Source organism: Bremerella cremea (genome assembly GCF_039541315.1).
Taxonomy (GTDB): domain Bacteria; phylum Planctomycetota; class Planctomycetia; order Pirellulales; family Pirellulaceae; genus Bremerella; species Bremerella cremea.
Window position 1 is genome coordinate 289,745 of the sequence record NZ_BAABFZ010000005.1, and the last position, 14,349, is coordinate 304,093.

The following is a 14,349-nucleotide window of genomic DNA, read 5'->3' on the forward strand; positions in this document are numbered from 1 at the left end:
TCGATCCCAGTCATGCCGACGCTCTTTCGGAAATCTCTGTGCGCTATCTCCCTCGCAATTGCCCTTTTCGCCACTGTCCAACCAGCGATTGCCGAAGACCGCCCGAACATCGTCTGGATCATCGCCGACGATCTGGGTCCGGAGCTGCGCTGCTACGGATATGAAGGTGTCAGCACGCCTCATATCGATCGGATCGCCACGGAAGGGCAACTCTTCCGCCGGGCGTTTTCCACGGCTCCGGTTTGCTCGTCGTCCCGATCGGCATTTATCACCGGCGTCTATCAGACTCGGACCGGTACGCATCAGCATCGAACCGAAGTCAAACTTCCGCTGCCGGCGCCGGTCGTGCCGATCACCAAGCTTCTACGCGACGCCGGCTACTTCGTCACCAACTCGAACTCCAGCTTCAAACGCCCTGGGAAAGAAGACTACAACTTCTCCCACGATGGCAAACTGTTTGACGGCACCGATTGGTCAAAGCGAGCCGAAGCGCAGCCGTTCTTCGCTCAAATTCAAATCCACGAACCGCATCGCGACTTCGTCAAGACAAACGACATCCATCGCGCTGATAACGTCAAGATTCCTTCGTATTATCCAGAACACCCGGTCATTCGCGCTGACTGGGCCGAATACCTCGCCACGATCGAAGTGCTCGACAAGCATGTCGGCCAGGTGCTGGCCAAGTTGGAAAAGGAAGGCGACCTCGACAATACGATCGTCTTCTTCTTCGGCGATCATGGACGACCGCACTACCGCGGCAAGCAGTGGCTGTACGAAGGTGGTTTGCACACGCCACTGATCGTTCGCTTGCCCAACAAGCAACACGCAGGACAAACTCGCCAGGAAATGGTCAGCTTGATTGATGTCTCCGCAGCGACCGTTGCGGCGGCTGGTCTACCGGTGCCAGAGTGGATGGACGGTCGCGACCTTCTAGCGGAAGACTTCGCCGGGCGAGAGATCATCTTCGGCGCCCGAGACCGCTGCGGCGACGCGGTCGATCGAATTCGTTCGGCGCGAACCGACCAGTTCAAATACATCGTGAATGACTTCCCGGAACTTCCCTATTCGCAGCGAAGCGGTTACAAGGAACTACAGTACCCTGGTATGACGGTTGCCCGAGTCTTGAAGCAGCAGGGCAAACTGACTGGCCCGCCGGCGTTGTTCTGGGAAAAGACGCGACCAGCGGAAGAACTGTACGACCTGAGCGCGGACCCAGAAGAAATCAACAATCTCGCCGACGACCCTGCCTATTCGAAGCAACTCGAGATGTTGCGAGCCGAAGTCAAAGCCTGGCGTGCGGAAACAAACGACCAAGGTCTGCTGCCAGAACCTCGCCTGCAAGAAACCCTCGAGGCGAGCCGACGCTGGGCAGACAACGTGATGAAGCGGCGCGGGCTCTCGCCAGAGACCTCGCCAGCAGAATACCTGAAGTGGTGGGAACAGGAATTAGGGGTCGAGTAATTCGCCTTATTCGAGCAAATCAGTCGACTAATGTGAATTCCGGTTTTCTGAAAGATTCCATGTCCAATTCCGTTCGGGTTGGCTCTTCTTTATTGGAGTCCACTTGATGCCAAATTCCGAACCCCCAACGCCGACGCCCATTACCACCTCGGAAGCGAGTTCTGAGCGTGATGCCCGGTTCGTCCAGCTCTTCGCCCAGAACCAGCAGCGGATTGCGGTCTATCTGAAGACGTTGGTCCCTGATCAAACCGCGGCCGACGATATCTTTCAAGAAACGATGCTCGTGCTGTGGCGCGAGTTCGATCGCTTCGAACCCGGCACGAACTTCGTCGCTTGGAGCTGCACCGTCGCCCTGAATCAGGTACGTGCCTGGCGGAAGAAGCAGCAGCGGGATCGCCTGCAGTTTTCGGACGAGTTCCTCGAGGCGTTGGCCCATGATCTGGATGCCCAGGAAGAGCATTTGCATCGCCGCTATCAACTGCTGCACGATTGCCTCGCTGACCTGCCTGACCATCATCGGCAATTGATCGCGTATCGCTATTCTGCGGGACAAGCGGTCGACGAGATCGCCACGCAAACTCAACGCAGCATCGATGCAGTCTATCGCCTGCTTAGCCGAGTGAGAAACACACTTCAGCAATGCGTCGATAGGAAACTGATTGGGGAGGAATCCGCATGAGCGACGCTTCCCTGGAACTCCGACGTCTGAGCGACAAACTCTTTGACGGACAAATCACGGCCGAAGAACTTTCGCGGCTAGAAACGCTCTGCCTGGCCTCGCCGGAACTACGTCGGCAGTTTATCGCGCTTTCGCACTTGAATGCCTCGCTGCAGCATCAGGGAACGTCGGCAGAAATTCCATCGACTGTACTTCGCTCGCAATACTCTTCATCCGTTGCCGATCGTCGTCCGACTTCCACTTTGATTTCTGGCATATCCGTAGCGATCGCGGCCTTGTCTTTATCGCTGCTGATTATGTTTCAGCTTTCCCCGAGGCAAAGCGACTCGTCAACCTTCGCCGCCATCACCACCACCCCCGGCAGCCACTGGTTATCGGCTTCGATCCCCACCTGGAACGACTCCCGCATCGGTGCTGGCCATGTTCAGCTTGCCGACGGCATCGCACGGTTCGCTTTCGACAACGGCGCAACGGTCGAGATCGAAGGCCCTGCTGAACTAGAGATCCTCGACTCGATGCACTGCCGACTCGTTCGCGGCAAGCTGGTGGCAACCATCACGCCTGAGTCGCAAGGCTTTCGGGTCGATACTCCGGACGCCGTGCTGATCGATCAAGGAACGAGCTTCGGTGTGAATGTCTCGGACGAAGGTCTTTCCAGCATGCAGGTTTTCGAGGGACTGGTCGACGTCGAACATCTTCAATCCGGCACACGTCTTTCTGTCAAACAATCGGAAACCGCGACGATCTCAGCTGATGGCGTCGCGAAGTTTGCCGACGTCAACGAAGCCTTTCTCGCCACCGATTCCGCGCCCCCTGCCCCAAGGCCGCAAGTCCAAGTCACCACGGCAACCGGCGGCGGGAAAGATCAATGGATCATCCGCGACGACGAGCTGCGTTATGGTCCCGGAGACCTGCTAATGATCAAGCTCGCCAAAGAAGGCTTCTCTGGCTTTGACCGCAAGATCTACCTGCAGTTCGATCTCACCGCAATCGATCTTACGCAAGTGAGCGAAGCCACCTTCGACATTACTGCGGCGCCGACCGGAATTGGCTATGCCTCGCGCATGCCCGATGCGACCTTCGCGGTTTACGTTCTTACGGACGATCAACTCGACGACTGGCAGCCCGAAATGTTGACTTGGGAGAACGCCCCGGCCAATGTCGACGCTGGCAATCAGCTTGCGGCGGAAGCTGCCCGGCTGGTCGGACAGTTCACGATTCCTCGCGGACAGAAGCAAGGCACGTTCCGTATCGACTCGAACGATCTTGCGGAAACGATTCGCTCTGATACGGACGGACGCGTGACGATCGTTCTCGTTCCCCAGACACGGGAAGCCATCAGCGGTGCGCTGGTACATGGCTTTGCCGGGTCGCTTCACCCCACGTTACCACCTCCGACGCTGCGATTGATTTTGAACGATTAGTCGTCGCGACTTGTCCCCTATCCCCCATGGATGCCCAACCCATGCAAAAGATGCTTACCGCTGCGACGCTCGCTGTCGTGGCACTCGTTTGTGCGGCAATTTGCCCTGGTCCAGCTTCGGCGCAGCAGCCGCGAAGTATCAGCGGAATCTATCCGAATCTCGCTTACTGGAATAACCATGGCGAGTGCGGCATTGGCGCAGTCGTTCCTTGGGCCGGAAAGTTGTGGGTGATCACCTACAGCCCTCACTCGCCCAAGGGATCTTCCGACAAGTTGTACTCGGTGACGAAGGATATGCAGCTTGAGCCGTTTGCCGATAGCGTTGGCGGTACGCCTGCCAACCGGATGATCCACCGCGAAACGAATCAACTGCTAATCGGTCCGTACGTAATCAATAACGAAGGCAACATTCGTGTGCTAACGCCAGAAGCGATTCCAGGTCGTCTCACCGGTAACGCTCGTCATCTGTTCGATCCGGCGAATAAGGTTTACTACGCGACCATGGAAGAAGGCTTCTACGAAGTCGACATGAACTCGCTGGAGGTGACACCGCTGTTTCAAGACGATCAGTCGCACGGCAGCAAAGTGGGACCAGACCCTACTGCCCACAAAGTTCCCTTCGCTGCGCTGCCAGGGTATCACGGCAAAGGACTTTACTCTGGCCAAGGGCGTTTGATCTATGCCAACAACGGCGAAGCCTCGAAACTAGCTCAGTCCCGCCCCGACGTTCCTTCTGGCTGTCTCGCCGAATGGGATGGCAAGAGCAAGACCTGGAATGTCGTGCGAAGAAACCAATTCACCGACGTTCGCGGTCCTGGCGATCTGCTGGGCAACCCCAACCCAGAAACCGACCCGGTGTGGGCAATCGGCTGGGATCATCGTTCGCTCATCTTAATGCTGCTGGACGACGGCGAGTGGGTCAGCTATCGATTGCCAAAGGCTTCGCACTGCTACGACGGAGCCCACGGCTGGAACACCGAATGGCCACGAATTCATGACATCGGCGAAGAAGACTTTGCCATGACGATGCACGGCATGTTTTGGCGTTTTCCTAAGACGTTTACCAAAGCAAACTCGGCTGGCATCGCCCCCCGATCGACTTACTTGAAGGTGATCGGCGACTATTGCCGCTGGAATGATCAACTGGTCTTTGGCTGCGACGACGCCGCGCAAAGCGAATTTCTGAACACGCGAAAAGTCAAAGGCAAAGTCGCCGGGCCAGGCCAATCGCACTCGAACCTCTGGTTCACCTCGCCTGATATCCTCGATCAGTTGGGGGCACCGCTGGGCCGTGGCAGCGTCTGGGCCGCCGATCAAGTCCAGGCCAACGAACCTTCCGATCCCTATCTGTTTTCCGGATTCCAGCATCGCTCGCTCTGTCTGCTGCATGGCAACAAGCAGCCGGTGACCTTCACGCTGCAAGTCGACCGTGAAGGTAATGACCAGTGGTCAGAGCTAACGCAAATTACGGTGCCAGCAGGCGAAACCGTCTGGCACGCGTTCGACGAGAAGGAAACCGGTGTCTGGCTGCGAGTTGTTACCGATCAGGCCTGCGAGCAGGCGACGGCACAGTTCCAGTATCGCAACGACGACATCCGGAACAGTGCCGATGCAGCGATCTTCAATGGTGTTCGCACCGGCGACTCGACCAGCTATAGCGAAGGACTCGTCCGCGTACGTGGCGAACGGCTGCAAACCCTCGGCTTCGCGGCAACGCAAGTCGAAGATGGGAAGGTCGTCCACGAAGGGATGTACGAACTGGACGGCGATTTAAACCTGGTCGATATCAAGGATCCCGCCGCCTTGAAGTGGACGCGAGACAACATCGCCATTCCTGAAAACGTGCTGACGATTGACGAAGCTTCGATCTTGTACATCGACAACAACGGCAATCGCTGGCGTCTCCCCAAACAGAAGACAGCGGAAACAAAGTCCAGGGACTTTGGTCCTGTGCGGATCTCACGAGAAGTCGCGACCGAGCGTGACTTGCTTCACTGCGGCGGCAGCTTCTACGAACTGCCGGCCCGAAACGCCGCGGGAATCGCCAAGGTTCGTCCGATTTGCAGCCATCCTTTCTCCATCCACGACTATTGCAGCTACCGCGGCATGATGGTTTTGACCGGCGTCGATGCCACCGCTGAAAGCGAGCACATCATTCGCTCGGAAGATGGTCGTGTGGCGATCTGGGCTGGGGTGATCGACGACCTTTGGAAGCTGGGCAAGCCGATCGGCCAAGGTGGCCCCTGGAAAGAGACCGCCGTCGAGGCAGGCGTCCCTTCGGATCCTTACCTGCTGACTGGCTACGACCAGCGTACGCTGACAGCAAGCAGCGATCGCTCGACCGACCTTCAGCTGGAGGTCGATATCGATGGGACCGGCAACTGGCAAACATTCGAGACGCTCTCGCTGCAAGCCAACCAACCGCAAACCTACGAGATTCCTTCGCAGGTCCAAGGATACTGGATCCGTTTTACGTCGAAGAACGACGCCACCATGTCGGCGCAGTTGACGTACGAATAACAGATTTTGTCTGACAACCTGAAGGGGTGAACGTTTGGTAAAGTTTGATCAAACCTTCACCCCTAACTTGATTCCTGTACACCACCCGGCCAAAATGCGTTCGTCTTGGATGGACGTCTTTTCTTATCGATGGCGTGGGATGGATGGAATGATATCGATCGACGAAGATTTCATCGCTGCCGCAGCCCCTAACGCGGCGGCTGCCAATAACGGTCGTGGTCTTGTCCTGAAGAATAAGTTCGTTGCCCTGCATCACTCCGACGACAACACGTTGTTGTTCGGCGAATGCCAGGGAAGCGGCAAGACTCCTTATCACTGCTCGGCCGACTTCACGAATCCTGCCGCGGTCACGTATCGCTGCAGTTGCCCAAGCCGACAGTTTCCCTGCAAGCACTCGCTCGGCCTGCTTTACGCCTATGTCGATGGCAAATCGTTCACACCGGCGGAAGTCCCGGAAACCCTCGCCAGCAAACGCGAGAAAGCCGCCGTTCGGGCCGAGAAAAAGAAGGTCGACGCCGACAAGCCCCGCAAGGTCAACAAGTCGGCACTGGCCAAGAAGATCAAAGCCCAACTCGACGGACTTGATCTGCTCGAGAAACTGACGCTCGATCTGGTTCGCCTTGGCATTGGCAACATGAATGCCAAGGCGGCCCGTGATATCGAGAAGCAAGCAAAACGCCTGGGGGACGCTTACCTGCCTGGGGCACAAACGGCCCTGCACCACTACACAAAGCTTTTCTTCGACGAAGACGAAGCGAAAAGTTCCGCCCAGCAGGAACGCATCTACAGCGAAGCACTCGATCAACTTGGCCGCTTGCACTCGCTCGTAAAACAAGGTCGCATCTATCTGAACTCTCGCCTGGAAGATCCGGAACTCGCCCCAGAGACCGAATCAGCCATTGCCGCCTGGCTGGGCCATGCGTGGCAACTTCGCGAGCTGAAAGACGCCGGACTGGTGCAAACCGATGTCGAACTGGTTCAGCTATCGTTCAACAGCTACGACGATGTCGCCCGTCGCGAATGGGTCGATACCGGTACCTGGATGAACTTAAAAACGGGAGCGATCCAGCTCACCCAGAACTTTCGCCCCTATTCCGCCGCGAAGTACATCAAGGAAGAAGACAGCTTCTTTCAGGTCGCTCAGGTCGGCGAACTTTGCGTATACCCAGGCGATGAGAACCCGCGCGTTCGCTGGGAAACGATGACGATGCGCCCCTTAGCCGCAGGGGATTTCCCCAAGATCCAAAGCTTCGGCCATGCCAGCTTTGCCGAAGTGATCAAGAAGGTGAAGACGCAACTGAAGTCCCCGCTCGCCGATCGCCTTCCAGTCTATGCCCTCAATTATCAGCAGATCGGTCAGGTAGGCGACAAGCTGGTGGCTGTTGATGCCAAGGGAGAACGCCTGGTGTTGACCGAACAAGGTTTGGACGAAGAGCCCAATACTTGCAATCTGCTGCCGATGCTTCCGCTTCCTTTGCTTCAGCAGCAAACGCTGATCGCTCGCTTCCGTCATGACCTGGATACCCGCAAGCTCGAGATCAAGCCTCTATCGATCGTCAGCCGCGACGCTATTCATCGCTTGACATACTAACTTCGTTTTCCGCATTGGTTTGTAGGAGTCCAACCGATGAGTATCGCCGTTCTCGGCCAGGTCTATGACGAAGTCCGACGCCTATCCATCGCCGGAAGTAGCGTCGCTAGTGGTGACTTCCGACTGCAGAAATTGATTGCTCCGCTTGAGAAGTCAGGCGAGAAGGCTCCGGTCTTCAAGAAGGTTGCCGAGGCGGTCACGCGGTTGGTCGAAAGCACCGAGAAGAGTTCCGCCGAAGCGCTGCTCGACCTCAGCACATTAGTCAACGCGATCCTTTACACGCAAGGTCAAACGGGTCTGGAAGGCGAGCTTGCGCCCGTGACCCAAGTCGGCACCGGCATCCTGCCAAAGAGGACGCCATCGAGCATCTTGAAAACGCTAAACATTGCTCTCACGCAAGCAGGCTCGGGTCGGTTGGAGGTAATCCAAGAGTCGCTCCGTCGCGAACCCTTCCCAGATCCTCGCTTGCTGGAATCAGCGATCGACGCCCTCGATGGCACTTACCACGAAGTGAGCGATCTGGTCGAAGAGAAGATTCTGCCGCAATATGGCATGGCGATCATTCCGCTTCTGCGCGAGAAATACGACCTGAAAGGCAAGGCAGCCGATGCCCGTCGACTGTCGGTCTTGCATCGCGTCGATCCCGAGGGCACCAAGCCCCTGATTCACGAGGCGCTGGAAGATGGCTCCAAAGAAGTCAAGATCGAGGCGATCTCCAAGCTACGTGAGCCGACCGATCTTCCCTTCCTGATCGAACAGTCCAAGGCCAAGGCTGCCGCTGTCCGTGACGCCGCTTTCACGGCACTTGCGGAGATCGAGAGCCCCGAAGCGGCCGAGGTCATCGTCCAAGGCCTGACGGGCAAAGCGTCGCTGAACCATGTCCGTGGCGGGCTGACCAGTCGCCATCCGCACGTGCTGGAAACGATCATCTCCGAGATTCGTAAGTCAAGTAATAAGATCACCACGGCATCTCCGGCCGACCGCAAGTCAAAGCCGCATGTCAACGAGTGCGAGCGACTATGCGGTTTGATTGATGCATTGGCCGAGCGCACGGATCCCCAGACGGAATCGCTACTACTCGAACTTTTCGGTCACCGTGACCAAATTACGAAGGCAGAAAGCAAAGACACCGTCTATCGCAGCGAGCCGAAGATCTTGCAGAGGATGAATGAATGCACCGACAAGACCCGTGAACTGTTGATTCAGGAACATGAAAGCCTCGATGAAACAGGCCTCAAACTGGCTGTAATGGCGGCGATGCAGGTCGACAATCCAAAGCGATTCTACGACTTGTTTCATGGCTACATCGAGAACGGCAAGTCCGCTTCCACTAAGAAGCGCGATGCTCGTAACAAAGCGGACTTAATCGCTACCACCATTCGCAACCACGTCGAATATGGGCATCGCTATTGGCATACTGATCGTACCTCCGAGCATCAAGTGGCCGCGCGTCGCGATGCGATCGACCCGCGTTGGCTCGATCTCGCGATCAAGCACGACGAGATGGTGCTTCTGATTCCACTGGCCCGCCCCGGACATAAGAAATCGCACGATCGCCTTGCGGCCGAGATGAAGAAGATGCTAAAGGCAGCCAAGCGTCCTGACTATCAGATCGGCGACGTCTTGTCGGCCGTATTGCGATCGGATCACCCGCAGAAGGTTGACCTGGTGATCGAAACAATTCACGCGATGGTCAAGTGGGGCCACGCCTACTACTTCTACATGATCTCGGATCTGATCCCGCGATTGCCGAAGTCGGAGGCCCCTCGCTTCGAAGCGCTGTTGGCCGAACTACCTGACGTGATGGCGGACCGCCTGATTCAAAGCATCGCGGAACTCAAAAACAAATCCGAAGCGAGCTAAGTGGCTCATCGGCTTCGACCTCAACGCATTTACCGAACTCATCCAGACGCAAGGACCCGCCCATGGCGAAAAAGTCACCGGCGAAAGCAGCACCTCCTTCCGATTCCAACAGCGACCTTCGGGCCCCGGCCGAGCAGATGTATGCCGAGGAAATCGAAACGCTCATCCAGGAAGACAAATACGACAAGCCGCCCGGCTGGAAGATGTCGGCCCGCGCGGTGCATACGTACATCTGCGGCGGCAAGGCCGGCAAGCTGACCATCACGCCTAAATACATTGGGCACAATCGCCTGGTCGAGATCGCGATCGCCACGCTCGTTACCGATCGTGCATTGCTCTTAATCGGCGAACCAGGGACCGCGAAGAGCTGGCTATCGGAACACCTGGCCGCCGCGATCAATGGCGACTCGACCAAGGTGGTTCAAGGCACCGCAGGTACTACCGAAGAACAGGTCCGCTATACCTGGAATTACGCCATGCTGATCGCGCATGGTCCCAGCCGCGAGGCGTTGATCAAAAGTCCGATCTTCCGCGCCATGGAATCAGGCACGCTTGCCCGGTTCGAGGAAATCACCCGTTGTGCGTCCGAAGTTCAAGACGCCATGATCTCGCTCCTTTCCGAAAAGCGGCTCTCGGTTCCGGAGCTGGCGGTCGAAGTCCCGGCCCAAAAGGGCTTTTCGATCATCGCTACCGCCAATACCCGCGACCGCGGCGTGAACGATATGTCGGCAGCCCTCAAACGGCGATTCAATATCATCGTGCTGCCTACACCAAGTTCGATTGAAACCGAGATTGAGATCGTCGGGAAGCGGGTTCAAGAGCTGGCCTCGAATCTGGCGTTGAAGTCAGAACTCCCCGCCGCAGACGCCATCGAACAGGTCGTCACCATCTTCCGAGAACTACGCAGCGGCCAGACGCTCGATGGCAAGAACAAACTGAAGTCGCCATCGGGTGTCCTTTCCACGGCTGAGGCCATTTCCGTGCTGGCCAATAGCATGGCTTTGGCCGCCAGCTTTGGTACCGGGACTGTTTCGGCCGAAGACGTCGCCGCAGGCTTGCAAGGAGCGGTGGTCAAAGATGAAGAGAAAGATCGCATCGCCTGGCAAGAGTATTTGAGCAATGTTCTGAAGAAGCGAGGCACGACCTGGCGTCCGCTGTACAACGCCTGTTCGGAGCACAACGCGTGAGTTGGAAGATCCACGTCTTCGGCGTGCGTCATCTCTCTCCGATGGGAGCGTGGCAGCTACGTCATTACCTTGACGAGATCCGACCTGATGTCGTCCTGGTGGAAGGTATCGACGACGCGACTCCGCTGATCGAAGACATGACGCGCAAGAACACGCGTCCTCCGATTGCGATCCTTTCGTATACCGATTCACTACCGGTCCGGACGATTGTGACGCCTTTTGCCCGTTACAGCCCGGAGTATCAAGCGATCTTGTGGGCAAAGGAGAATGGCGCGGAGGCTCAGTTTTTCGATCTCCCATCGGAATGCTTTCTCGGACTGCTCGATGCCGAGTACGACCTGCGTGACAAAGAACGCCGCGAGGCCCTCGAAAAGGAACCGGAAGAATCCGAAACGCCGGAGCCAGTCGATCTTGCCGAGCCAGAGCCCAAGCTTTCCCTCTACCAACAAGTTGCCCAACAAGCAGGCGAAAGCGATTTCGACACTTATTGGGAACGCTACTTCGAGCACAACTCGGCCCAGGGAAGCTACCAAGGATCTTCGTTCGAGTTCGGTCAGGCCGTCCGTGAACTAGAAGAAGACCAACCGCGTTGGCGGGCCGAGAACCTCGTTCGTGAAGCGTACATGCGGCGGCGCATTGAAGAAACGATCGCGGACGGAACGCCTCCGGAAAAGATCGTTGCGGTGGTAGGGGCTTTTCACGCTCCGGTCCTACATGGCGACTTGCCCGCCATGACCGACGACGAACTGGCATCGCTGCGTCGGCGGTCAAGCAAGTTGACCTTGATGCCTTACTCCTATTTCAAGCTCTCTTCCCAATCAGGCTATGGGGCTGGTAACCGAGCCCCAGCTTACTTCGAGCTGCTCTGGAGTTCGCTGAACGAAGGGAACGTCCGGGGACTTTCGCATCGCTACCTATCCCAGGTCGCAACGCATTTGCGTGCCGGCGGAACGCATCGCGCGACGGCCGAGGTGATCGAAGGGGTTCGCCTGGCAGAAACGTTGTCCGCTTTGTACGAAGGTCAGGCGCCGACTCTTTCCGACCTGCGAGACGCGGCCGTCACCTTGCTGGGTCATGGTGAACTGGTCACGGTCAAAGATGCCTTGGTTCGCGTCGATGTCGGCACCGAGATTGGCGAGTTACCAGAAGGAGTCAGCCAAACGTCGATTCAGGCGGACTTCGAGCGGGAACTGAAACGGTTGAAGCTCAACAAGTACAAGACGGCGGTCCCTCAGCCGCTGGAACTCGACCTACGCGAGAATCGCCAGGTCAGCAGCGAAGAAGCGGCGTTCCTCGATTTGAACCGCTCGTCGCTGCTACATCGCTTGCTGATGCTGGATATTCCATTCGCCTCGCTACAACCAAGTCGACAGTCGGCGACTACCTGGTCCGAAAAGTGGGAGATTCAGTGGACGCCCGAAAGCGAAATCGCCTTGGTCGAAGCCGTGCTCGAAGGGGAGACGATTCTGCTGGCGACCGCCTTCCGCTTCAACACGCTGCTCGATCGCTGCACGACAATCGCCCACGCCGCCGTCCTGGTCAACAAAGCTTGCCAGTGCGGCATGATGGAAGCGATGGATCAGGCCCGCCGTCGCTTGCAGGAACTGGCCGCCGGGACGTCCGATCTTGTGGCGTTGGCCCGAGCCATGTACGAACTGTCGCTGGTCGTTCGCTACGGTAGCGTTCGTCAATTCGATCCGCAGCCGCTGATCCCATTGATCGAAGAGCTGTTCGTTCAAGCGTCACTGGCGCTGTTTGCTTCGTGCGGATGCGACGATTCCGCGGCGGTCGAAGTGCGGCACGCAATCGACTTGATCAATCAGGTCTCGCTCGAGTTTTCCGAGCACGTCGACGAAGCGATGTGGGTCGACAAGCTGCGGTTGCTTTCAGATGCCGACGATCGAAACCCGCAACTTTCGGGATATGCCTGCGCGATCTTGCTGGAACGTGGCCTGATTCCGAATGAAGCCCTTTCGCGGGAAGTGTCGCGGCGGCTATCGCCCGGCGTTCCTTCCGACCTGGGGGCTGGCTGGTTTGAAGGTCTCGCTCAGCGGAATCGCTACGCGCTATTGGCACGACAAGCCTTGTGGGAACAATTGGCCGAATACGTTACGTCACTGGACAACGACCAATTTGTCCGCGCGTTGGTCTTTCTGCGCAGGGCTTTCTGCACGTTCCTTCCGCGCGAACGACGCCAGATTTGCGAGAACCTGGGGGAGCACTGGGGCTTGAATAAAGATCAAGCGGCCGAACTGCTCGAGGCACCTCTTTCGGAAGAAGAGGAAGCCAAGCTCGATGAACTGAACGATTTCGATTTCGACGACCTGTAAAGAGCGAACTGACTATGGATGCCGAACAACTCGCTCGCTGGCGACTGATCCTGGGTGCTGCCTCGCAAGAGACGCTGGGCAACATGGGTGGTGGCTGCACGCTTTCTTCGACACAGATGGAAATGGATGCGGCTCTGGCCGAGATCTATGGCGGTGGTTGCGAAGAACTTTCACAGGATGAGTGGGCCGAAGGGGACAAGTCGAGTATGCCTTCGAGCATCAAAGGGCGTGTCACACCGAAGGTGGCCAAGTGGCTCGATCAGGTTCGCACCTTCTTTCCAACCGATGTCGTCACGCTAATCCAGCACGATGCGATCGAGCGACGTGGCATGAAAGAGCTGCTCTTCGAGCCAGAGATCTTGTCGAAAGTAGAACCATCGCTCGATCTGGCTAGCACCGTTCTGCAGCTCAAGAACCTGGTCCCGGAAAAAGCCAAGGACGCGGCACGCGAGCTGGTGCGTACTGTCGTGGAAGATATCCGCAAGCGACTGGAACAACGCTTCGTGCAAGCCGTTCGCGGGGCCTTGAATCGCAATCGCCACTCGCCGTTTCGTAGCTTGCCGAATCTCGACTGGCCGCGGACAATCCGCCAAAACATCAAGAACTACAACCCAACCGTCAAGACGATCATTCCTGAGCAGATCTCGTTCTTCAGTCGCCAGCAGCGGCAGAATGACTGGAACATTATCATCGCGATGGACCAGTCGGGCTCGATGCACTCGTCGCTGATTTTTGGAGGCATCATGGGAGCCATTCTGGCTAGTATGCCGGCGGTCGAGACCCACGTGGTCGCATTCAATCACGAGGAAGTGGTCGACTTGACCGAGCATTGTCACGATCCGGTCGACCTGCTGTTTGGTGTACAGCTTAGTGGTGCCGAAGATTACTGGATGGCGACATCGTACTGCGAGCGTTTCATGCATACGCCTGACAAAACGCTGTATATCGTCCTGGGCGATCTGTACGACACCAGCCCCAACGAGAACCGTTTCGTGCGGAAGATGGAAGCGATGCTGGAAGGTGGTTTGCACGCGATCGGCCTGCTGGCGATTTCTGACCATGGTAAACCGTCGTTCAACGAAAACCTGGCCAACAAGTTGGCCAAGCTGGGGATGCCTTGTTTTGCCTGCACACCGAACCGATTGCCCGACATGCTGGAAGCAGTCTTGCGGCACCAAGACCTCCATAAGTTCGCCGAGACTGCCGCGACGAAGGAATAATAGGACCTTTGCGGCGACTTTCACGCGGAAAGAATCTCACCAATCCCTTTCCGGCGTCATGGTTCCCCCTAAAAT

The 14,349-nt window shown here is 57.1% G+C and carries 9 protein-coding genes; all 9 read left to right on the forward strand.

The genetic code is table 11. The features are described 5' to 3' along the window. Nucleotides 1–12 precede the first annotated feature (12 nt). The 9 genes from ABD890_RS18205 to ABD890_RS18245 all read left to right on the forward strand — a co-directional run bounded on the left by ABD890_RS18205 (nt 13) and on the right by ABD890_RS18245 (nt 14,274). Nucleotides 13–1,461 (forward strand): sulfatase family protein, encoded by a 1,449-nt coding sequence (locus tag ABD890_RS18205; protein ID WP_345093020.1) that lies wholly within the window; start codon nt 13–15, stop codon nt 1,459–1,461. 106 nt (nt 1,462–1,567) lie between these two features. Further along, nucleotides 1,568–2,140, forward strand: a complete 573-nt coding sequence (locus ABD890_RS18210; RefSeq protein WP_345093023.1) for a sigma-70 family RNA polymerase sigma factor — start codon at nt 1,568–1,570, stop codon at nt 2,138–2,140. After that, nucleotides 2,137–3,564, forward strand: coding sequence for a FecR domain-containing protein (locus ABD890_RS18215; RefSeq protein WP_345093025.1), 1,428 nt, complete (start codon nt 2,137–2,139; stop codon nt 3,562–3,564). Before ABD890_RS18210 ends, ABD890_RS18215 begins: the two co-directional genes overlap by 4 nt. Nucleotides 3,565–3,605: 41 nt before the next feature. Continuing rightward, a complete protein-coding gene (locus ABD890_RS18220; RefSeq protein ID WP_345093028.1) occupies nt 3,606–6,083 on the forward strand; it encodes a hypothetical protein in 2,478 nt (825 codons plus the stop codon). A 148-nt stretch (nt 6,084–6,231) separates the two neighbouring features. Then, a complete protein-coding gene (locus ABD890_RS18225; protein WP_345093030.1) occupies nt 6,232–7,674 on the forward strand; it encodes an SWIM zinc finger family protein in 1,443 nt (480 codons plus the stop codon). Between the two features lie 36 nt (nt 7,675–7,710). After that, entirely contained in the window at nt 7,711–9,537 is a 1,827-nt protein-coding gene (locus ABD890_RS18230) for a hypothetical protein (RefSeq protein WP_345093036.1), read from the forward strand. A 62-nt stretch (nt 9,538–9,599) separates the two neighbouring features. Beyond that, complete coding sequence (locus ABD890_RS18235; protein WP_345093039.1) at nt 9,600–10,724, forward strand: ATP-binding protein; 1,125 nt, start codon at nt 9,600–9,602, stop codon at nt 10,722–10,724. Then, the gene (locus ABD890_RS18240) at nt 10,721–13,054 is read left to right on the forward strand and encodes a DUF5682 family protein (RefSeq protein WP_345093042.1); all 2,334 of its coding nucleotides are present in this window, start codon (nt 10,721–10,723) and stop codon (nt 13,052–13,054) included. Before ABD890_RS18235 ends, ABD890_RS18240 begins: the two co-directional genes overlap by 4 nt. Before the next feature lie 14 nt (nt 13,055–13,068). Next, nucleotides 13,069–14,274 carry a VWA domain-containing protein gene (locus tag ABD890_RS18245; protein WP_345093045.1) on the forward strand — a complete coding sequence of 402 codons (1,206 nt, stop codon included), beginning with the start codon at nt 13,069–13,071 and terminating at the stop codon, nt 14,272–14,274. The last annotated feature ends 75 nt before the right edge of the window (nt 14,275–14,349 follow it).